Origin of the sequence: Micromonospora sp. AMSO12t, assembly GCF_008806585.1 — a bacterium.
In the GTDB taxonomy this organism is placed as follows: domain Bacteria; phylum Actinomycetota; class Actinomycetes; order Mycobacteriales; family Micromonosporaceae; genus Micromonospora; species Micromonospora reichwaldensis.
Map to the genome: position 1 here is coordinate 1 of NZ_WAAS01000113.1, position 20,007 is coordinate 20,007.

Below are 20,007 nucleotides of genomic sequence, written 5' to 3' on the forward strand. Positions count from 1 at the left end.
CGGGTGCCGGGGCCGGGCGGGCCCCCGGGGACGTGGCCGCCTCCAGCATCGCCTCCAGGTGCTCGGCCGGCACGCCCCAGCCGAAGAGCGCCCCCTGGCCGAACCGGCAGCCGGCGGCGACCACGGCGGCCAGCTCCGTCGGCGTGGTCACCCCCTCGGCGATGACCTCCAGACCGAGCTGGTGGCCGAGGCGCATGACGATGTCGACCATCGGCGCGAACGCCGGGCCGTCCCGGCCCACCGGACGCACCGGCTCGTGCTCCGCGACCAGCCCGTGGTCGATCTTGAGGATGTCGATCGGCAGGCGGCGCAGCTGGCCCAGCGAGGAGTACCCGGCGCCGAAGTCGTCCAGCGCGATCCGGACACCCGTCAGCCGCAGCGCCGTCAGCCGCCGGATCAGCTCGTCCAGGTCCGTCGCGACGGCGTGCTCGGTGACCTCCAGCACCAGCCGCTGCGGCGGCACCCGGTGGGCGCGCAGCGCCTCGGCGACCTGGACCACGTACTCCGGGGCGTGCAGCTCGCGGGGGGACACGTTGACCGAGACCCAGACGTCGTGGCCGTCGGCCAGCCAGCGGGAGAGCTGGTGGCACGCCTGGTGCAGCACCCAGGCGCCCAGCTTGGCGATCATCCCGCACTCCTCGGCGAGCGGGATGAACTCGTCCGGGCCGACCTTGCCCAGCACCGGGTGACGCCAGCGCAGCAGCGCCTCCGCGCCGACCGGGCGCACCGAGGGCAGCGAGGCGACCGGCTGGAACACCAGGCGCAGCTCGTCGCGCTCGATCGCGCCGCGCAGCTCGTGCTCCAGCGTGGTACGCCGGCGCAGCAGCTGGTCGTACGCGGCGTCGTAGCGCTCGATCCGGTTCTTGCCGCGCTGCTTGGCGTAGCGCAGCGCCAGGTCGGCGTGGCGCAGCAGCAGCTCCACGTCGGGCTCGCCCGTCCAGCCGGCCACCCCGATGCTCACCGACAGGAAGACCGGCCCCTCCGGCTGGTCGTAGGCGCGCCCGAGCACGCCGAGCAGGCGCTCGGCGACCCGGTCCGCGTCGGCGGGCTGGCCGTGCATCAGCACCGCGAACTCGTCGCCGCCGAGCCGGGCCGCCACGTCGCCGGGGCGCAGGTTGGCGCGCAGCCGCTCGCCGACCTCGGCCAGCACCGCGTCGCCCACGTCGTGGCCGCGCATGTCGTTGACGTGCTTGAAGCCGTCGAGGTCGAGCCCGAGCAGCACGCAGGGGGCGCCGGCCTCGGCGCACCGGTGCAGCGCCTGCAACAGCCCCCGCCGGTTGGCCAGCGCGGTCAGCTGGTCGGTGTGTGCCAGCTCGCGGAAGTGCGCCTCCCGCTCGGCCAGCCGCCGGGCGTAGCCGCGCACGTCGTGCAGCGTGAGGTACTGGCGGGTCACCAGGGCGAAGCCCTCCACGCTGCCGGCGACGATGCCGAGCGCGTCGAACCGGCCGTCCTGGAGCAGGTGGTACATCGCCGAGGCGGCCATGGCGAACATCGGGACGAACGCGTACGCCCCGTCGCGGCGGATCAGGTCGGGCGGCGGCCGGTCCGCCGCGTCCGGCCGGCGGGCGGCCGACGCGGCGGCGACCAGGCCGGCGGCGAGGACTCCCGCCCCGACCAGCGCCATGCCTGGCCCGGCCTGGCAGAGGCCGGTGGCGATGCCGAGCCCGCCGCAGGTCACGGCGGTGGCCCCGGCGCCGACCCAGGCGGCGCGACCGCGCGGCGGCGGGGCGCGGAAGGCCACGATCAGGGCGAGCCCGGCGGTCAGGGCCGCGCTGACCGTGGCGAGCAGGATCGGCACGCAGGCCACCGGGGTGGCGCCGCCGAGCAGCCGGGTGGGCTCGGAGAAGACCACCCAGCCGACGAACCAGAACGCCGTCGCCATCACCAGGCCGTCGAGCGCCAGCCGGACGGTGGCCGCCGCCGCGGCGGCCACGCCGGGCAGCCGGAGCAGCCCGGCGGAGAAGAGCAGCCCGCCGGTCGCCGTGCCGATCGACACGACGCCGGCCCAGCCGGTGTGCCCGTCCGGGGCGTGCCCCGCGTGCCCGGCGGTGGAGAGCGCCACGGCCACCCCGACCAGCAGGGTGACCAGCGCCACCCCGGACGCGGCGGCGAGCAGCGCGTACGCCTGCCGGTGCGGCCCGGCGCTGCGCCGGGCGCCGACGGCCGACAGCGCGGTGGCCGCCGCGGCGACCAGCCCGCACAGCACCGCGACCGCGACCATGCCCGGGGGGAACTGCACGTCCCAACTGTGCCGGATGTGCGCGCGGCGTGGGGGGCCGGGTGTGCAACCTTTGGGACACGTCGCGCACGGCGGCCGGCCGTCCCCGCGACGGTGTAACACTTGTGGGCATGCCTGAGCTGCGGTCGAAGACCTCCACGCACGGTCGGACGATGGCCGGCGCCCGGGCCCTCTGGCGGGCCACCGGGATGACCGACGACGACTTCGGCAAGCCGATCGTCGCCATCGCCAACAGCTTCACCCAGTTCGTGCCCGGTCACGTGCACCTCAAGGACATGGGCGGTCTGGTCGCCGAGGCGGTGGCGGAGGCCGGCGGGGTGGGCCGCGAGTTCAACACCATCGCCGTGGACGACGGCATCGCCATGGGCCACGGCGGCATGCTCTACTCCCTGCCCAGCCGGGAGCTGATCGCCGACGCGGTGGAGTACATGGTCAATGCGCACTGCGCCGACGCCCTGGTCTGCATCTCGAACTGCGACAAGATCACCCCGGGCATGCTGCTGGCCGCCCTGCGGCTGAACATCCCGGCCGTCTTCGTCTCCGGCGGGCCGATGGAGGCCGGCAAGACCGTGGCGATCGAGGGCGTCGTGCACTCCAAGATCGACCTGATCGACGCGATGATCGCCTCCTCCAACGAGGCCGTCACCGACGACCAGCTCGGCGAGATCGAGCGGTCGGCCTGCCCGACCTGTGGCTCCTGCTCCGGCATGTTCACCGCCAACTCGATGAACTGCCTCACGGAGGCGATCGGCCTGGCACTGCCGGGCAACGGCTCGACGCTGGCGACCCACGCCGCGCGCCGGTCGCTCTTCGTCGAGGCCGGCCGCACCGCCGTGGAGATCGCCAAGCGGTGGTACGACGGCGACGACGCCTCCGTGCTGCCCCGCGCGGTGGCCAGCCGGGCCGCGTTCGAGAACGCCGTCGCGCTCGACGTGGCGATGGGCGGCTCGACCAACACGATCCTGCACCTGCTCGCCGCCGCCCGCGAGGCCGAGCTGGACTTCGGCGTCGCCGACATCGACGCCGTCTCCCGCCGGGTGCCCTGCCTGGCCAAGGTCGCCCCGAACTCCCCGAACTACCACATGGAGGACGTGCACCGGGCCGGCGGTATCCCGGCCATCCTCGGCGAACTGGACCGGGCCGGCCTGCTGCACCGGGACGTGCACGCGGTGCACTCCCCCAACCTTGAGCGCTGGCTCGCCGACTGGGACGTCCGGGGCGGTTCGCCGACGCCGGAGGCGGTCGAGCTGTTCCACGCCGCCCCGGGCGGGGTGCGCACCGTCGAGCCGTTCTCCACCACCAACCGCTGGTCGTCGCTGGACACCGACGCCGCCGGGGGCTGCGTGCGGGACCTCGCGCACGCCTACAGCGCCGACGGCGGCCTGGCGATCCTGCACGGCAACCTCGCGCCGGACGGCTGCGTGGTGAAGACCGCCGGGGTGCCCGAGGAGTGCCTGACCTTCCGCGGCCCGGCCAAGGTCTACGAGTCCCAGGACGACGCCGTCGAGGCGATCCTCAACAAGCGGATCGTCGCCGGCGACGTGGTGGTGATCCGCTACGAGGGGCCGAAGGGCGGCCCCGGCATGCAGGAGATGCTCTACCCCACCTCGTTCCTCAAGGGCCGGGGGCTGGGCCGCTCCTGCGCGCTGCTCACCGACGGCCGATTCTCCGGCGGCACCTCCGGGCTCTCCATCGGGCACGCCTCCCCGGAGGCGGCCTCCGGCGGGCTGATCGCCCTTGTCGAGTCCGGCGACGAGATCGTCATCGACATCCCGGGCCGGTCGATCGAGCTGAACGTGGCCCCCGACGTGCTGGAGGCCCGGCGCATCGCGCAGGAGAAGCGCGACAAGCCGTACACCCCGGTCGACCGGCAGCGGCCGGTGTCGGCAGCGCTGCGCGCGTACGCCTCGATGGCCACCTCGGCCAGTGACGGCGCCTACCGCCGCGTCCCGGAGTAGCCGCTGCGGCGGGCCGTCTTCGTGAGCGGGTACCCGTGCTCCCGGGACGGTGACGCCGTACGACCCTTCGCCTGGGGCGAAGGGTCGTACGGACGCTGTCGAGCTGAGTCGTTGGTGACATCAGGCGGTGACGTCCGGGCCGCGCCGCGCCACCAGCCGGCGGCGAATCGTCCACGACGTCAGAAGGACAACGGTGTCGTGCACCGGGTGCGACGCATCCGGGACCGTCGCACCCGTGGCAACCGAGGGCTCAGCCGGCGAACAGCGTTCCGAGGTCCTTGTACGCCTGGTCGAAGCGGGCCATCGCCGCCGCGATGTTGGGCTCCGGCTGCGGATCACCGAGCGCCTTCTGCATCAGTTCGAGCCCGCCAACCAGGTTCTCCCCGCTCGCCACCAGCGACGGCTGCGGATCCGGGTCGCCGTGGAACTTCTCGTTCTCCAGGTCCGCCCAGCCGACCTGGCGGAGCTTCACCTCTGAACCCTCCAGCAGTTTCGCCGACGACCAGAAGCTCTCCGTCGCCAACTCCCGCAGGCGCTCCGCCTTGATCGGGTCCACGGCCTGTGCCGCCTCCCCCAGCAGCGACATGCCCCGACCCAGCCGGTTCAGATACTCGAAGCGCTTCTCCGGGTCGATCCGGTCCCACAACTCGTAGACCGGCGGGCAACTCAGACACTCGATCGGCCCGATCGGTCTCGGTTTGAACTCCGGCAGCACGATCTCATGACAGTCGAAGATCGGCCGACCGCCGAACTCACCGACCTGGAAACAGATCTTCACCGGCTGACCAACGGCACTGGCTGGTGTGGCCGGTACCAGCAGCGCCGCAGTGACGACGAGCGCCATCGCGAGCAGTATGCGACGAAAACGACTCATGTAATACCTCCCGAGAGAGACGTCGATGCCTCGTCATTGTTGCCTGTCGATGCAATGAGGCGCAGCAAGGACGTTTGTCCATCCCGTAACCGCACCCCGAGCAGGACTGTCGGATGGGCAACACTTCCTGGCTCCACTGAGGAGTGCGGCGTCGAATTGAGCCATGTCCCCCGATCTTTGCCTCGGCACCGGTGAGCGACCCGGAGCGGCGCAGTGAACCAGCCGAGTCCACCACCTTCGGACAGACGGGTCGTGCTGGTGTCGACGGCTGCCGGCGTGGTGGGCGCGGTGGCGGGCGTCATGCAGTACCTGACCAGCGCCGGCGCCTGGGCCGTGGTGGCGGTCGGGCTCGCCGGCCTCGCCGCGGCCTGCTGGGCGCTGGGGTGGCTCTGGATGCAGCGCCGCCCCGTACTCGCCACCGTGGTGGTGATGATCCTGGTGGTCCTGTCGGCGGTGACCGGCGCGGCCACCGACCGCATCGTGGGCCGGAGTACGGGTAAACCCACGACGGTCGCGGCGACCCCCAGCCCCGACGACCGACCGACCAGCGCTGTCCCGACGTCCCCCACCTCAGCGCCGACCTTCCCGGCGACACCGACCGGCCGTCCCACCGACCCGACCGACGCCCCCGCTCCGAGCAGCACCGTGAGCCCGACCTCCGACGGCGTGAAGCCTCCGAGTCGCGCCGACGAGGGAGTCACTCTCTCGATGAGCTACTCCCTCGACCTCGACTCCACGGCTACGAACTGGAACGTCCAGTACGGTTATTCGGCCGGCCAGGGCCTGGACGTGTATCTGAACCGCGGGACCCCACCGGTGCGGACCCCTGGTGACGTCGTCGTGATCGACGGGACGCCGTCCGAAAGCGCCTGCGAGACGTCCGTCACCCGACAGAACGACATCCTCAGCGAACAACTCCGGACAGACCAGTCCTTCTGTGTGCGGACGACAGAAAAACGTTGGGCGTGGTTGACCGTCAAGCGCTACGAACCAGGGAAGACGTTCACCTTCGACGTGATCGTCTGGTAGCGGCGGGCACGGGCCGCCAGTCACCACCCCGACCTCGTCGCTGCCGCTCGCACTTTCTTCCTCATCCGGAGCGTGACGACGCTGCTCACCCAGCCCTGGCCGCCTCCTGAGCGTCGTCGCCGGCCAGGCCTTCTCCGCCGGGCAGCACGACGGCCCGGGCGTACCGGATCGCGGCCGGGGTGTCGGGGAAGACCAGGCCGTCGCGGCGCAGCCGACCGGCGACGCCGAGAGTGGCCAACACCTTCAACTCGCAGCGTCGACCGAGCCCGCCTCAGTACGCGACCAGGGCGATGACCAGCGACGACACGGCGGCGGCGAGCAACACCGCGCCCACGCCGAGACCGACCACCGCGCTCACCGCGACGGCGCGGGCCCGGGCCACCGGCACCGCCGCCAGCGCCACCGCCGTCACCAGGGCGGCGACCACGTGGACCAGCGGATAGTCGATCAGCGCCGCGACCGGGAACAGGTGCAGGCCCACCACGAGGGCGACCCAGACCGGGATCAGGTCCCGTCGGCGCCGCAGGGCGAGCAGCCCGGCACCGAGCGCGGCGACGCCGAACTCGATGCCCACGACGACTCCGAAGGCACGGCTGGTGTCGGCGTCGAAGGCCGTCGGGTCGGACCAGCGCCGCCAGGTCAGGATGCCGCCGGCGACCGCGGTGAGCAACGAGAGCACCGATCCGGCGCCGAGGAACGGTGGCCACCGCCGGGGCGGCGCCTCCTGCGCCCAGCCGAACCAGCCGGACGCGAAGAAACCGAACACGACCGCCGTGGCCGACGCGTCACGAATGTGCTCCGCGATCATGGTTCTCCCTGTGGCTGGTGCGACCTCCGGCGGGTCGGCTCCCGCCCCCGGCCGGCCCTCCGCTCCTGATGGATCCTTCCCCAGACACCGGGCCGCCCGCCCTGGGGGTGCGCCCGACGGAGATCTTGGTACGGAACGGCCCCTCCGGGGGCCGAATCTTGCCAAGATCTCCGTCGTGGCACCGGCCGGGTCAGCCGGCGAGGTCGTTGACGCAGCGTAGGACGGGGCGGGTGGTCAGGGCCGCCGGGTCCAGCGGGGCGTCCGCGCGCACCGTGAACGTGGCCGACTCCCCCGGCAGGAGGGTGACCAGCGCCTCGTCGGCCTCGGCCGCCGGGTCGAGGCGGTCCGGGAAGAGCGTCACGTCCCGCAGGATCGTGCGGGCGGTGACCCGGACCCGCTGGCCGCCGTCGACCGGCTCGACCGCCGCGTCGTACCGGGCCGCCGGCCAGTCGGCGTCGCGGTCCTCGGCGAAGAACCAGAGCGCCCGCTCGGCCGTCCCGCCCGCCTCGGCCACCAGCAGCTCGCGCCGGGCCTCGTCCGGCCGCGCCAGCTCCGCCGGCAGCGCCAGCTCGATCCTGGCGTACGCACCGACGTCCAGCTCCAGCGTGGTCTTCGCCCGTGGCTCGCCGGCCAGGGTCAGCCGGGTCACCGATGCGGTCGCCCGCCACGGGGTCGCCCCGTCGTTGACCGCGATCAGGGCCAGGCCACCCGCGCGGGGCTGGACGGTCAGCAGCCGGTCGGCGTACGCCCGGCGCAGCGCGTACCACAGGGGCTTGCGGCGGCCGTCGCCGTCGACGGCCGACCACGAGGTCACCGGCCAGCAGTCGTTGAGCTGCCAGACGATGGTGCCGGCGCAGACGTCCCGGTGGGAGCGGAAGTGCTCGACGGCGAGCTGGATCGCGCGCGCCTGGTTGAGCTGGGTCAGCCAGTGCCAGTCGTCGAAGTCCGCCGGTGCCGGCAGGTGCCCGTCGAGCCCCCGCCGGAGCTTGGCATCGCCGTCGATGGCCTTCTGGTGGTGCGCCATGCCGGGCGAGTCGGGCGCGAGGGGCTCGTCGGACAGCGCCCGGCGCAGCGTCGCGTACGCGGGCGGGGCCTGGTAGCCGAACTCGGCGACGAAGCGCGGCACGTACTCGCGGTACTTCGTGTAGTCGTCGGTGTTCCAGACGTCCCAGATGTGCGTGGTGCCGTGCGCCGGGTCGTTGGGGTGGATCTCCTCGCGGCCCGACCACGGGCTGCCCGGCCAGTACGGCCGCGTCGGGTCCAGCTCGCCGACGATCCGGGGCAGCAGCTCCAGGTAGTAGCCGCGTCCCCAGGTGCGCCCCGCGAGGGGCTCCTGCCAGTCCCAGTCGTGCCAGCCCCAGATGTTCTCGTTGTTGCCGGTCCAGAGCACCAGCGACGGGTGCGGCGCCAGCCGGACCACCTGCTCGGTGGCCTCGGCGGCCACCTCGGCGCGCAGCGGCTCCTCCTCGGGGTAGGCGGCGCAGGCGAAGAGGAAGTCCTGCTGCACGAGCAGGCCCAGCTCGTCGGCGAGGTCGTAGAAGTCGTCCGACTCGTACCGGCCGCCGCCCCAGACGCGCAGCAGGTTGACGTTCGCGTCGGCGGCCTGCCGGAACCGGTGCGCCAACCGGTCCCGGGTGATCCGGGTGGGGAAGGCGTCGTCGGGGATCCAGTTCATCCCCCGGACGAAGACCGGGGTGTCGTTGACGTGCAGGGCGAACGGGGTGCCGTGCGCGTCGGGGGTGGTGTCGAGGCGTACCGAGCGGAACCCGATCCGCCGCGACCAGGTGCCGAGCGGATGGTCGTCGGCGTCGTGCAGGGTCACCTCCAGCGGGTGCAGCGGCTGTTCGCCGTACCCCCTGGGCCACCAGAGCGCCGGGTCGCGGACGGTGAGGGTCAGCACGGCCGTGCGCTCCCCCGCCGGGATCGTCGCCTCGGCCGCCGCGCCGGCGACGGTCGCCCGCACGGTGAGCGGCGCGGCGCCGGCCCGTTCGACCTCGACGTGCAGCTCCACCCGGCCGTCGCCGGCCTCGACGGTCACCAGGGGACGCACGACGGCCAGCCGCGCCGTGGACCAGGCGTGCAGCCCGATCTCCTGCCAGATGCCGGCGGTGACCAGGGTCGGCCCCCAGTCCCAGCCGAAGTTGCAGGCCATCTTGCGGATGAACGGGAAGGGCTCCGGGTAGGCGTTCGGCCGGTCCCCGAGCCGGTCCCGCTGCGCCTCGGCGTAGCGGTAGGCGGAGTCGAAGCGTACGGCCAGGGTGTTGGACCCGGCGACCAGCAGCGACCGGACGTCGAAGCGGCGACCACGGTGCATGTTCTCGGCGCGGCCGACCTCGGCGCCGTTGAGGGTGAGCGTGGCGACGGTGTCGAGGCCGGCGCAAACCAGGTCGACCCGCTCGTCGCCGCCCGGCCGATGGGTGAAGGTGGCCTCGTAGACCCAGTCGGTGCGGCCGATCCAGGCGAGCCCCTTCTCGTTGTCGTCCAGGTACGGGTCGGGGATCAGGCCGGCGGCCAGCAGGTCGGTGTGCACGCAGCCGGGAACGGTGGCCGGCACCGCGCGGCCCGCGATCGCGGCCGGCACCTGCGGCCCCTCCACCGCCCGCAGGGTCCAGCCCTCGTGCAACGCTTGCCGGGTCACGACTTCACCGCGCCTTCCATGATTCCTCGGACGATCTGACGGCCGCCGATGAAGAGCATCACCAGCAGCGGGAGGGTGGCGACCAGGGCGCCGGCCAGCACCCGCCGGTACAGCACGTAGTTGCCGCTGGCGAGGTCGGAGAGGGCGACCATCGAGGTCGGGTAGTCGGTGCCGCCGAGGGTGATCAGCGGCCACTGGAACTCGTTCCAGGTGGCGACGAAGGTCAGCAGGCCGAGCACCGCCATGGCGGGCCGGACCGCCGGCACCACCACGCTCCAGAAGATCCGCATGGTGCTCGCGCCGTCCATCCGCGCGGCCTCGACCAGCTCGTCGGGGACCGCGTCGAGGATGAACTGCCGCATGTAGAAGACGCCGAACGCAGTGACCAGGCCGGGCACGATCACCGCGAGGAGGGTGCCGTTCCAGCCGCCCTCGCCGGGCATCCGGCCCATCAGGATGTAGAGGGCGACGACGCCGAGCTGGTTCGGCACCGTCATGGTCAGGACGACCATGACCATCAGCGCGTTGCGCCCCTTGAACCGCAGCTTGGCGAAGGCGAAGCCGGCCAGCGCGCAGAAGAAGAGCACCGACGCCGTCACCACCGACGACACGATCACGCTGTTGCCGAGCGACTGGAGGAAGAACACGTCCTGCATGGAGAAGACCTCCCGCAGGTTGGTGACGAGCTGACCGCCGGGCAGCACCTGCGGCGGGATCTGCGCCAGCGCCTCGTCGGTGTTCGTGGCGATGACGAACATCCAGTAGAGCGGGAACGCCGAGAACGCGATCACGACGCTCAGGAACAGGTAGGTCCAGACGGTGCCGGGCATGTGCTGCGGCGCCCGGCCCATAAGCGCCCCCCGCCGGGGATTCGAGGCACTCACCTGTGCCACCTTTCGTTCGCTACTGCGGGGCTCGCAAGCTCACTCCTCGCGCTCACCGCTTACCACCTCCCAGGCGGTTGGTGATGACGGCGTTGATCGCCGCGACGAGCAGGATGACCAGGAAGAGCGCCCAGGACATGGCGGCGGCGTAGCCGAGGTTGAGGTCCCGCCAGCCGACCTTGTAGATGAGCTGCGCGACGGTCTGCCACTGCCCGTCGTCGCCGCCGAGGCCCAGGGCCGGGTTGGCGTCGAAGAGCATCGGCTCGGTGAACAGTTGCAGGCCGCCGATGGTAGAGAGCACGACGGTGAAGATGACCACGGGCCGGATCATCGGCACGGTGATCCGCCACAGTTGGCGCCACGGCCCGGCCCCGTCGACGGCGGCGGCCTCGTAGACGTCGCGCGGGATGGACTGCATGGCGGCCAGGTAGAGCAGCGCGTTGTAGCCGATCCACTTCCAGTTGACCATGGTGGCGATGGCGATCCACGAGGACCACTTCGCGGACCGCCAGTCGATCGGCTCGGTCTCGCCGATGCCGAGCAGCGACAGCGCCCAGTTGGCGATGCCGGTGTCCCGGGCGAAGACCACGGAGAAGATCAGCGTGGAGGCCGTCACCGGGGTGATGTACGGCAGCAGGACCCCGACCCGGAACCAGGTCTGGGCCCGCAGCTTCCGGTTCAGCAGCGACGCGACGATCAGCGCCAGCAGCAGCTGCGGCACGGTGGAGAGCAGGAAGATGCCGAAGGTGTTGGCGAGCGCGTTGAAGAAGTCGTCGTCGGTGAAGAGGCGGCGGAAGTTCTCCAGCCCCGCCCAGCCGGTGAGCGTCGGGTCGTCGAGCCGCCAGTGGCGCAGGGCGACGACGCCGTTGAAGACGATCGGGAAGAGCCCGAAGACGGCGAAGAGCAGGAAGAACGGGGCGATCAGCAGGTACGGCACGTAGCGCACGTCGAAGCGGTACAACCGGGTACGCCAGCCGCCCGGCTCTGGTCGGCGGCCCCGGCGTTCGGCCGTCGCACCGGGCTCCTGGCCGGGCCGGGGCGCCGTGGGGGCGGCGCGGGTGGTGGACATCGGGGCACCTCCAGGCACCGAAGTAAGGGCCGGTCGGGGCGCGGCACGGGCCCGCCCCGACCGGCGCGCGGTCAGGACCTGGCGGCCTTCTCGGCTTCCTTGACCGCCTCGGTCCACGCCTGGTCGGGCTTGCCCTTCAGGTTTCCGGTGGCCAGCCGGTTGAGGACGTTCTCCACCGCCACCCGGGTCGGGCCGTTGCGCTTGCCGAGGTACTGCGGGGTCAGGCTCTCCGCGGTCTTGGAGAAGATCTGACCCACCGGGGCGTTGTTGAAGAAGGGGTTGGTGAAGTCTTTGATCGCCGGGTCCTGGTAGAGCGCCGGCTGGGAGGGCAGGTTGCCGACCTTCTTGAAGATCTCGATCTGCTGCTCGGGCTGGATCAGCCACGCGACGAACTTGTACGCCTCGTCGACGTTCCTGCCCTGCTTGGGGATGGTCAGGAACGAGCCGCCCCAGTTGCCGCCCCCGCCGGGGATCGCGGCCACGTCCCACTTGCCGCTGGTGCCGGGGGCGGTGTTCTTGATGTGCCCCTGCATCCAGGCCGGGCAGGCGAGCACGGCGAAGTTGCCCTTGACGAAGCCGCTGTTCCACTCGGGCGAGAACGCGGTGAGGTTGGCCGAGAGGTCCGCGGCGATGGTCCGGGCCGCCACGTCGAAGGCGACCTTGGGGCCGCCGTCCATCTTGAGCGCCTCGCTCTCGTCGTAGAAGCCGACCGGCTGCTGCCCGAGGACGGGGTTGAAGATGTTGGTGCCGGCGTCGATGAACTTCTTGCCGCTCTTGGCCGTGTACTGCTGGCCGACCTCGATGAACCTGTCCCAGGTGGGCCAGAGCGCGGAGACCTGGTCGCGCCCGGTGGGCAGGCCGGCGGCCTTGAACAGGTCGGTGCGGTAGCACATGGCCAGGCCGCCGACGTCGGTGCCGAGGCCGATCTGGGTCTTGCCGTCGGGCGTCAGGGTCTGCTTCCACTTCCACGGCAGGTACTTCTGCTCGTACGTGCCGGCGCCCTTGTCGAGCAGGTTGACGAACTTGTCGGCCTGGCCGCGGAACTGGACGACGAAGCCCTCGTCGACGGCGGCGATGTCCGGCGCGCCGGAGCCGGCGACGAGCTTCTTCTGCAGGTCCTCGTGCTGGGCGTTGTACTCGCCGGTGTTCAGGCTGATCTTGACGTTCGGATTGGCGTCCTCGTACTTCGCCTTGAGCTCGTCGAGCCCGAAGTCGCCCCAGAAGTTGATCTTCAGGGTGACCTGGCCACCCGCCTGGGAGTCGCCGCCACCTCCGCTGTTGCCACTGCACGCCGCGACCATGACCAGGCTGACCGCGCCGACGGCGGCCGCCCTGGCCCAGTGCGTCAAGGACCGTCTCATGTCATCCTCCGCGCCAGATGGGAACGCTCCCGACATCGAGAGTCGTTGACTGAACCGGATAAGTTCCGCCACCGTACGGGGCAGTTTCGGCGCTGTCAACGGGCAGTCACGATCGGTGTCTCACGGTAATCTGCACCGGTCGTGGGAGCGCGATCATGGGAGGTGGAGGCATTCCTGCGAGACAGCGGAACGCAGGCTGGCGGTGCGGCAAGGGACCGAGCCGAACCACACCAGATCACTTAACCGGGAAAGCCGGCGACCGGCCCGACGCCGCGCACCGGTCGCGCCGGCCTTCCCCGCGCCGGGTGCAGTAGCGTGGACCGCCGCCGGTCGCCCCGGCCTCGTGGTGACACCCGCCCGGGCGGGAGAGTTGGAGGAGTACGCCGGTGAAGCGACCCACGATCGCCGACGTCGCCCGCCGCGCCGGGGTGTCCAAGGGGGCGGTCTCCTATGCGCTGAACGGCCAGCCCGGGGTCTCCGAGGCCACCCGGCAGCGGATCCTCGCCATCGCCGCCGAGATCGGCTTCAACCCGAGCCGCGCCGCCCGCTCCCTCTCCGGGGCCACCGCCGACGCGGTCGGCCTCACCCTCTGCCGCCCCGCCCGCACGCTCGGCATCGAGCCGTTCTTCATGGAGCTGATCAGCGGCGTCGAGGCCGAACTCTCCGCCCGGTCGTACGCGCTCACCCTCCAGGTCGTGGCCGACCAGGAGGCGGAGGTCGCGGTCTACCGCCGGTGGTGGGGTGAGCGCCGCGTCGACGGCGTCCTCGTCTGCGACCTGCGCGCCGACGACCGCCGGGTGCCGGTGCTGGAGGAACTGGGCCTGCCCGCGGTGGTGATCGGCGGCCCGGGCGGCACCGGCGGGCTGGCCAGCGTCTGGTCCGACGACGCGGCGGCGCTGGTCGAGACCGTGGAGTACCTGGTCGCCCTCGGCCACCGCCGGATCGCCCGCGTCGGCGGCCTGCCCGCCCTGCTGCACACCGAGATCCGCACCGAGGCGTTCACCCAGGTGTGCCGCCGGCTCGGCCTGGCCGACGCGGTCACCGTGCCGTCGGACTACACCGGCGAGGAGGGGGCGCGCGCCACCCGGCGGCTGCTCAGCTCGGCCGGCCGCCCCACCGCCGTGATCTACGACAACGACGTGATGGCGATAGCGGGGCTGTCGGTGGCCCAGGAGATGGGCCTCGCCGTGCCGGGCGAGGTGTCCATCGTGGCCTGGGACGACTCGCCGCTCTGCCAGCTGGTGCACCCGCCGCTGACCGCGCTCGGCCGGGACATCCCGGCGTACGGCGCGCACGCCGCCCGGGAACTGCTGGCGGTGATCGGCGGCGCGCCGGCCCGGCAGGTGCAGGACGGGACCGCCCACCTCACGCCCCGGGGCAGCACGGCCCCGCCGCGCGCGAGCTGAGCCGGGCGCCCCGCCCGTCGACCTCCCGGCCGAGGCGACGGCGGGACCTCGTGGGCGCCGCCCCGCGCCTGTCGACTTAACCGGTTAATCGATCACCCGGGGCCGCGCGGCGGCGGCCGGGGCCACCGCGCGTCCGGCTCCGCACGTCCGGGGCCGGACGGGCCTCTGTCCGATCAGTGTGAACGTCTGGTGTCGTGACGTTGATGGTGGTAACTTTCTCGCCACTTGCAAGACCTTGCAGAAACATTCGTCATCCTGTGACGTTATCCGTCACGTCACTGTCCGGTCCGGACAATCCCCCACAGTCGACGGCTGTCACGCAAGGCACCCCGTCCCCCTCGGCCCTCGCCGACTACCACCCCCGAGGAGCTCCGATGCATCCCAGCACCGGACGACGACGACGGACGATCGCGGCCGCGCTGGCCGCCGGGATCGCCGTCGGGCTGGCCCCGCTCAGCACCGCCTCCGCCGCGAACTCCGTGACCGTCTACTACCGACCCGCCGCCACCTGGACCGGCCAGGTCAACGTCCACTACGCGCCGGACGGCGGCGCGTGGACGGCCGTGCCCGGGGTGGCGATGGAGGCGGCGTGCGCCGGCTGGCGCAAACGCACCATCGACGCCGGTACCGCCACCGGCCTCCAGGTGGTGTTCAACCACAACGGCGCCACCTGGGACAACAACCGGGGCGCGAACTACCGCACCGGCACCGGGACGGTGACCGTCGCGGACGGCGTGGTCGGCACGGGCGACCCCTGTGCCGGCACCCCCTCGCCCACGCCCACCCCGTCGAACCCGCCGGCCGGCCGGACGGCCGACGTCTGGTACCACGTCGGGACCAGGGGCTGGGCCGCCGCGAACATCCACTACCAGCCCGCGGGCGGGGCCTGGACCACCGTCCCCGGCGCGCCGATGCAGGCCGGCTGCGCCGGATGGGCCCGCCGGGTGGTCGACCTCGGCACCGCCGCCACGCTCCGGGCGGCGTTCAACAACGGCGCCGGCGCCTGGGACAACAACAACGGCGCGGACTACACCCTGGGCGCCGGGGTGAGCACCGTCAAGGCGGGGGTGGTGACCGCCGGCGCGGCCGCACCGTGCCCGCCCGACACGCCGGACACCACCGCGCCGTCCACCCCCACCGGGCTGGGCGCGACCGCGAACGGGCTGCGCGTCGCGGTCTCCTGGGCCGCGGCCACCGACGACCGCGGGGTCACCGGCTACCGGCTCACCCGCACCGGCGGGTCGCAGGGCACCGTCACGGTGACCACCGCCGGTACCGGCCACGTCGACGACGCGCTGAGCCCGCAGACCCGCTACGAGTACACCGTCCGGGCGTACGACGCGGCCGGCAACACCTCCCCGGCCAGTGCCCCCGTGGCGGTCACCACCGGCACCAGCACGCCCCCGCCCGCGGCCGGCACCCCGCTCGGCGGCGACCCCCGCGAGGACAGCATCTACTTCGTGATGACCGCCCGGTTCGCCGACGGCGACGCCACCAACAACCGGGGCGGCAGCCAGCACGTCAAGTCGGGCAACGCGGCCAACGACGACCCGATGTTCCGCGGCGACTTCAAGGGCCTGATCGACAGGCTCGACTACGTCAAGGGGCTCGGCTTCTCCGCCCTCTGGATCACCCCGGTCGTGCTGAACCGGTCCGACTACGACTTCCACGGCTACCACGGCTGGGACTTCCAGCGGGTCGACCCGCGGCTGGAGAGCCCCGGCGCGAGCTACCAGGACCTGATCAACGCCGCGCACGCCAAGGGGATCAAGGTCTTCCAGGACGTGGTCTACAACCACAGCTCCCGCTGGGGCGCCAAGGGCCTGTTCACCCCCACGGTGTACGGCGCCCGCGACGAGCAGTGGAAGTGGATGTACAGCAAGCAGGAGCCGGGCCGCTCGTACGACCCCATGGTCGAGCACCCCGGCACCGACCCGGAGCTGACCCCGGCGCAGAATGCCCTCGCCAAGGGACGGCCCTACAACGGCGACGTCTGGTCGACCACCGCGCCGACCGGCAACCAGTGCCCGCGTTGGGGTGCCCCGGCCGGCACCAGCCCCGAGGGCTTCCGCCTCTACGAGTGCCAGTGGCCGACCCCGACCAGCAAGCTCTTCCCGGCCGACCTGTACCACCAGTGCTGGATCGGCAACTGGGAGGGCGAGGACTCACGTAGCTGCTGGCTGCACGAGGACCTGGCCGACTTCAACACCGAGAACGCCACCGTGCAGAAGTACCTGATCGACACGTACAACAAGTTCATCGACATGGGGGTCGACGGCTTCCGCATCGACACCGCCGTGCACATCCCCCGCGTCACCTGGAACCGGCGCTTCCTGCCGGCGATCCAGCAGCACGCGCTGGCCAGGCACGGTGAGAAGGGCCGGGACTTCTACGTCTTCGGTGAGGTCGCCGCGTTCGTCAACGACAAGTGGAACCGGGGCTCGGTGAACCACTCGGCGCAGTTCTTCACCTGGAAGGAGCGCAAGGAGTACAGCCCCGACGACGTGCGCGCCGCCATCGAGCAGTACGACCACGAGCAGCTACTCGGCCCGAACGGGCAGCCGACCAGCGACAACGCGTTCCTGCGCGGGAACACCTACCACGCGCCGGACCACTCGAAGTTCTCCGGCATGAACGTCATCGACATGCGCATGCACATGAACTTCGGCGACGCGAACAACGCCTTCGGCAACGGCAAGGACTCCGACGACAGCTACAACGACGCGACCTACAACGTCGTGTACGTCGACAGCCACGACTACGGCCCGAACAAGTCGAACACCCGCTACACCGGGGGCACCGGCGCCTGGGCGGAGAACATGAGCCTCATGTGGACGTTCCGGGGTATCCCGACGCTCTACTACGGCTCGGAGATCGAGTTCCAAAAGGGCGCGAAGATCGACTGCGGGCCGACCTGCCCGCTGGCCACCACCGGGCGCGCCTACTACGGCGGTCACCTGGCGGGCACGGTCACCGCGGCGGGCTTCGGCCGGGTCGCCTCGGCCACCGGCCCCGTGGCCAGCACGCTGGACAAGCCGCTGGTCAAGCACGTGCAGCGGCTCAACCTGATCCGCCGGGCAGTGCCGGCCCTGCAGAAGGGGCAGTACTCGACCGAGGGGATCAGCGGCAACTCCATGGCGTACAAGCGGCGCTTCACCGCCGGCGGCGTGGACAGCTTCGCGCTGGTCACGGTCTCCGGGAGCGCGACGTTCACCGGCGTGCCCAACGGCCGCTACACCGACGCGGTCACCGGCGACGTCCGGACGGTCACCAACGGGACCCTGACGGCGACGGTCAGCGGACAGGGCAACCTGCGGGTGTACGTGCTGGACCTGCCGGGCAACCCGGCGCCGGGCAAGGTCGGCGACACCGGCCCCTACCTGCGGTGACGCCGGTGTCGAAGGCGGCCGGACCGGCCGCCTCCGACACCACCGGCGGCCCGACCCGCACCCGGGTCGGGCCGCCGCTCACGCCGCGACCACCGGCAACTGGAGTTCGGTGACGCCCTTCTCGGGCTCGTCCGGGCAGTAGTCCAGGTACAACTCGCGGGTGTACCCGTCGGCCCGCCAGCCGTTCGCCTCGATCCAGGTGGCGAGCACCTGGATGCTGCCCTCCACCTCGTCCATCGGCCCGTGGTGGATGATCGTCGCCGCGGTGGGCACCGCGGGCAGGTCGACGACGCCGAAGTCCCGGGCCGCCGAGGGGTCGGCGGTCACCGTCACCCCGGCGTGCACCATGACAGATTCGCCCTCCCCCGTCGCCTCGTACCAGGCCAGCCCCGGGCCGGAGGGCACGACGCCCGCCGCGCCGAGGCGCCGGAACAGCTCCGGGTAGAGCGGCTGGATCACCGTGGAGATGTCCGGCGTCTCGTAGCTGCGGGCCACCCCGGTCAGCTCCGCCACCCGGACCGCGGGCAGTTCCTTGAGTACGACGTCCTGGCTGGTCATCCGACCCTCCGTCTCGATCATGCGGAGCCTCGCCTCGACCCCGGCCAGGCGGGCGGTGTCGGCCGCCAGTTGAGCCTCCAGCTGGGACCGGCGCAGCCGCAGCATGCCGCGCAGTTCGGCGACCTCGACGGCGTCGTCGATGATCGCCCGCACCTGCCCGAGGGTGAGTCCCAGTTCCTTGAGGGCGATCACCCGGTTGAGCCGGCGGAGCTGCTCGGCCCGGTAGGACCGGTACCCGGTGTGAGGGTCGACGGCGGCCGGGCGGAGCAGCCCGATGCTGTCGTAGTGACGCAGCATGCGGACCGACACTCGGCCGAGCCTGGCGAAGTCTCCGATGGTGAACATGGCCCCTCACACGTTCGGCCCTGACACGGTGTCAGAGTCAACCAGGCGGGGGCGGGGGAACGTCGCCGCCCGGTCAGCGCGAGGCCGACGGGAACTCCTCGAAGTACGCCTCGACCCGCTCGGCGGTGGCCGGGCGGGCCAGCGCGAAGCCCTGCCCGTACCGGCAGCCGGCCCCCCGCGCGCCGTCGACCAGGCTCGCCGACTCCAACTCCTCGGCCACGATGTCCAGCCCCAGCCGGTCCCCCACGTTCACCACCACGTCGATCAGCGGGCGCTGCGGGTCCGCCGGGTCCACCAGCTGCGGGCCGACCTTGAGCAGGTCGATCGGCAACCGGCGGAGCTGCGCCAGCGAGGCGTGCTCGGCCCGGAAGTCGTCCAGCGCGGTGCGCACGCCCAGCGAGCGCAGCCCGGCCAGCCGGGCCACCACCGTCGGCAGCTCGGCACCCACCCGGGGCTCCGCCACCTCGACCACCAGCCGGTCCGGCGACAACCCGTACGCGTCGAGCACGGCCGCCGTCCGCGGCACGAAGTCGGGGAAGGTCAGCTCCCGGACGGTCACGTTCACCGCCATCCAGAGCTGCCGGCTCCCCGCCGACCAGGCGGCGAGCTGCCGGCAGGCCCGGTCCAGCACCCAGCAGCCCAGCTCGCCCACGATGTCGAGGTCCTCGGCCACCGGCAGGAACTCGGCGGGAAGCACCGTGCCGAGCACCGGGCTGCGCCAGCGCAGCAGCGCCTCCGTGCCCACCGGCTGCCGGTCGGTCAGGTCGAGCACCGGCTGGTAGACGAGGTCCAACTCGCCTCGGGCGACCGCCCCGGGCAGCTCCCGTTCCAGGTCGAGCCGGCGGACGAGCTGCTCCTCCAGATAGGCGTCGTACCACTCGACCCGGTCCCGGCCGAGCTGCACGGCCCGCCGCCGGGCCAGGTCCGCCTGGCGCAGCACGTCCTCCGGGCCGCCGTTGCCGATCTCGGCGAGCCCGATGCCGGCCCGCAGCCGCAGCAGCCCGCCCGCCGCGCGGTACGGCTCGGTGAGCGCGGCGAGCAGCCGGGTGCCCAGCGCGTACGCCAGCACCGGCCCGACCTCGGTCACCACGGCGAAGCCGGTGGCGGTGACGTCCGCGAGCAGGTCCCGGGGGCCGACCACCGCGCGGGCCCGGCGGAGCACCTCGGCCAGCACGTCCTCGCGGCCCTGGTGCCCGTCGGAGGCGGGGCCGGGTCCGTCGAGGTCGACGACGAGCAGCGCGCCGGCGGGGGCCGGCGCGTTCCGGAGGGCGGCGAGGGCCCGCAGCAGCGCCGGCCGGTCCACGGGCGTGCCGGACCGGTCCGGGTCCGCCGGGCGGTGCCCGACCGGCGGGTCGCCGGGGCCGGTCGGCTGCGCCGGATCGTGCGCCCGGAGCAGGTCGCGGAGCACCAACGGCGGGGCCAGCGCGAGCGCGAGCAGGACCGCGGTGA

Annotated in this window: 14 protein-coding genes; 4 read left to right on the forward strand and 10 right to left on the reverse strand. The window is 72.4% G+C overall.

What is annotated here, in order from left to right:
- Window positions 1-2,221 (reverse strand): putative bifunctional diguanylate cyclase/phosphodiesterase (locus F6X68_RS17775; protein WP_370518960.1); only part of this gene is annotated, 2,221 nt, incomplete at its 3' end.
- A 128-nt stretch (window positions 2,222-2,349) separates the two neighbouring features.
- On the opposite strand from F6X68_RS17775, the gene ilvD reads away from it, so the two are divergent.
- Window positions 2,350-4,197 (forward strand): dihydroxy-acid dehydratase, encoded by a 1,848-nt coding sequence (gene ilvD / locus F6X68_RS17780; RefSeq protein WP_151455342.1) that lies wholly within the window; start codon window positions 2,350-2,352, stop codon window positions 4,195-4,197.
- A gap of 250 nt (window positions 4,198-4,447) precedes the next feature.
- Here the strand turns inward: ilvD and F6X68_RS17785 are convergent, their stop codons facing one another.
- Window positions 4,448-5,041 carry a hypothetical protein gene (locus tag F6X68_RS17785; RefSeq protein WP_151455343.1) on the reverse strand — a complete coding sequence of 198 codons (594 nt, stop codon included), beginning with the start codon at window positions 5,039-5,041 and terminating at the stop codon, window positions 4,448-4,450.
- 282 nt (window positions 5,042-5,323) lie between these two features.
- Between F6X68_RS17785 and F6X68_RS17790 the strand changes: the two genes are divergently transcribed.
- Window positions 5,324-6,100: a hypothetical protein gene (locus F6X68_RS17790; protein ID WP_151455344.1), complete on the forward strand. Its 777-nt coding sequence runs from the start codon at window positions 5,324-5,326 to the stop codon at window positions 6,098-6,100.
- Window positions 6,101-6,185: 85 nt separating this feature from the next.
- On the opposite strand, the gene F6X68_RS33590 is transcribed toward F6X68_RS17790, so the two are convergent.
- From F6X68_RS33590 to F6X68_RS17815, 6 genes are all read right to left on the reverse strand, one after another.
- Window positions 6,186-6,341 (reverse strand): hypothetical protein, encoded by a 156-nt coding sequence (locus F6X68_RS33590; RefSeq protein WP_192581447.1) that lies wholly within the window; start codon window positions 6,339-6,341, stop codon window positions 6,186-6,188.
- Between the two features lie 30 nt (window positions 6,342-6,371).
- A complete protein-coding gene (locus tag F6X68_RS17795; protein WP_151455345.1) occupies window positions 6,372-6,908 on the reverse strand; it encodes a hypothetical protein in 537 nt (178 codons plus the stop codon).
- Window positions 6,909-7,098: 190 nt separating this feature from the next.
- Window positions 7,099-9,546: a glycoside hydrolase family 2 protein gene (locus F6X68_RS17800; RefSeq protein WP_151455346.1), complete on the reverse strand. Its 2,448-nt coding sequence runs from the start codon at window positions 9,544-9,546 to the stop codon at window positions 7,099-7,101.
- Window positions 9,543-10,397 carry a carbohydrate ABC transporter permease gene (locus tag F6X68_RS17805; RefSeq protein WP_151455353.1) on the reverse strand — a complete coding sequence of 285 codons (855 nt, stop codon included), beginning with the start codon at window positions 10,395-10,397 and terminating at the stop codon, window positions 9,543-9,545. The genes F6X68_RS17800 and F6X68_RS17805 overlap by 4 nt, the downstream gene beginning before the upstream one ends.
- Window positions 10,398-10,482: 85 nt before the next feature.
- Complete coding sequence (locus F6X68_RS17810; RefSeq protein WP_151455347.1) at window positions 10,483-11,499, reverse strand: carbohydrate ABC transporter permease; 1,017 nt, start codon at window positions 11,497-11,499, stop codon at window positions 10,483-10,485.
- A 71-nt stretch (window positions 11,500-11,570) separates the two neighbouring features.
- Complete coding sequence (locus F6X68_RS17815; protein WP_151455348.1) at window positions 11,571-12,860, reverse strand: extracellular solute-binding protein; 1,290 nt, start codon at window positions 12,858-12,860, stop codon at window positions 11,571-11,573.
- 386 nt (window positions 12,861-13,246) lie between these two features.
- Here F6X68_RS17815 and F6X68_RS17820 point away from each other — a divergent pair, with 386 nt between their 5' ends.
- The gene (locus tag F6X68_RS17820) at window positions 13,247-14,266 is read left to right on the forward strand and encodes a LacI family DNA-binding transcriptional regulator (protein WP_151455349.1); all 1,020 of its coding nucleotides are present in this window, start codon (window positions 13,247-13,249) and stop codon (window positions 14,264-14,266) included.
- 374 nt (window positions 14,267-14,640) lie between these two features.
- The gene (locus F6X68_RS17825) at window positions 14,641-17,655 is read left to right on the forward strand and encodes a carbohydrate binding domain-containing protein (protein ID WP_151455350.1); all 3,015 of its coding nucleotides are present in this window, start codon (window positions 14,641-14,643) and stop codon (window positions 17,653-17,655) included.
- Between the two features lie 78 nt (window positions 17,656-17,733).
- Here the strand turns inward: F6X68_RS17825 and F6X68_RS17830 are convergent, their stop codons facing one another.
- Both F6X68_RS17830 and F6X68_RS17835 read right to left on the reverse strand, forming a co-directional pair.
- Window positions 17,734-18,558, reverse strand: a complete 825-nt coding sequence (locus F6X68_RS17830) for a MerR family transcriptional regulator (RefSeq protein WP_151455351.1) — start codon at window positions 18,556-18,558, stop codon at window positions 17,734-17,736.
- A 73-nt stretch (window positions 18,559-18,631) separates the two neighbouring features.
- Window positions 18,632-20,007: bifunctional diguanylate cyclase/phosphodiesterase (locus F6X68_RS17835; RefSeq protein ID WP_151455352.1), on the reverse strand; the 1,376-nt coding region annotated here is incomplete at its 5' end.

Bases quoted from the DNA above. Each gene is read 5' to 3' on its own strand.
- F6X68_RS17805 (WP_151455353.1), bottom strand. From the start codon at position 10,397: ATGGGCCGGGCGCCGCAGCACATGCCCGGCACCGTCTGGACCTACCTG.
- F6X68_RS17810 (WP_151455347.1), bottom strand. From the start codon at position 11,499: ATGTCCACCACCCGCGCCGCCCCCACGGCGCCCCGGCCCGGCCAGGAG.
- F6X68_RS17825 (WP_151455350.1), top strand. From the start codon at position 14,641: ATGCATCCCAGCACCGGACGACGACGACGGACGATCGCGGCCGCGCTG.
- ilvD (WP_151455342.1), top strand. From the start codon at position 2,350: ATGCCTGAGCTGCGGTCGAAGACCTCCACGCACGGTCGGACGATGGCC.
- F6X68_RS17795 (WP_151455345.1), bottom strand. From the start codon at position 6,908: ATGATCGCGGAGCACATTCGTGACGCGTCGGCCACGGCGGTCGTGTTC.
- F6X68_RS17785 (WP_151455343.1), bottom strand. From the start codon at position 5,041: ATGGCGCTCGTCGTCACTGCGGCGCTGCTGGTACCGGCCACACCAGCC.
- F6X68_RS17830 (WP_151455351.1), bottom strand. From the start codon at position 18,558: ATGTTCACCATCGGAGACTTCGCCAGGCTCGGCCGAGTGTCGGTCCGC.
- F6X68_RS17815 (WP_151455348.1), bottom strand. From the start codon at position 12,860: ATGAGACGGTCCTTGACGCACTGGGCCAGGGCGGCCGCCGTCGGCGCG.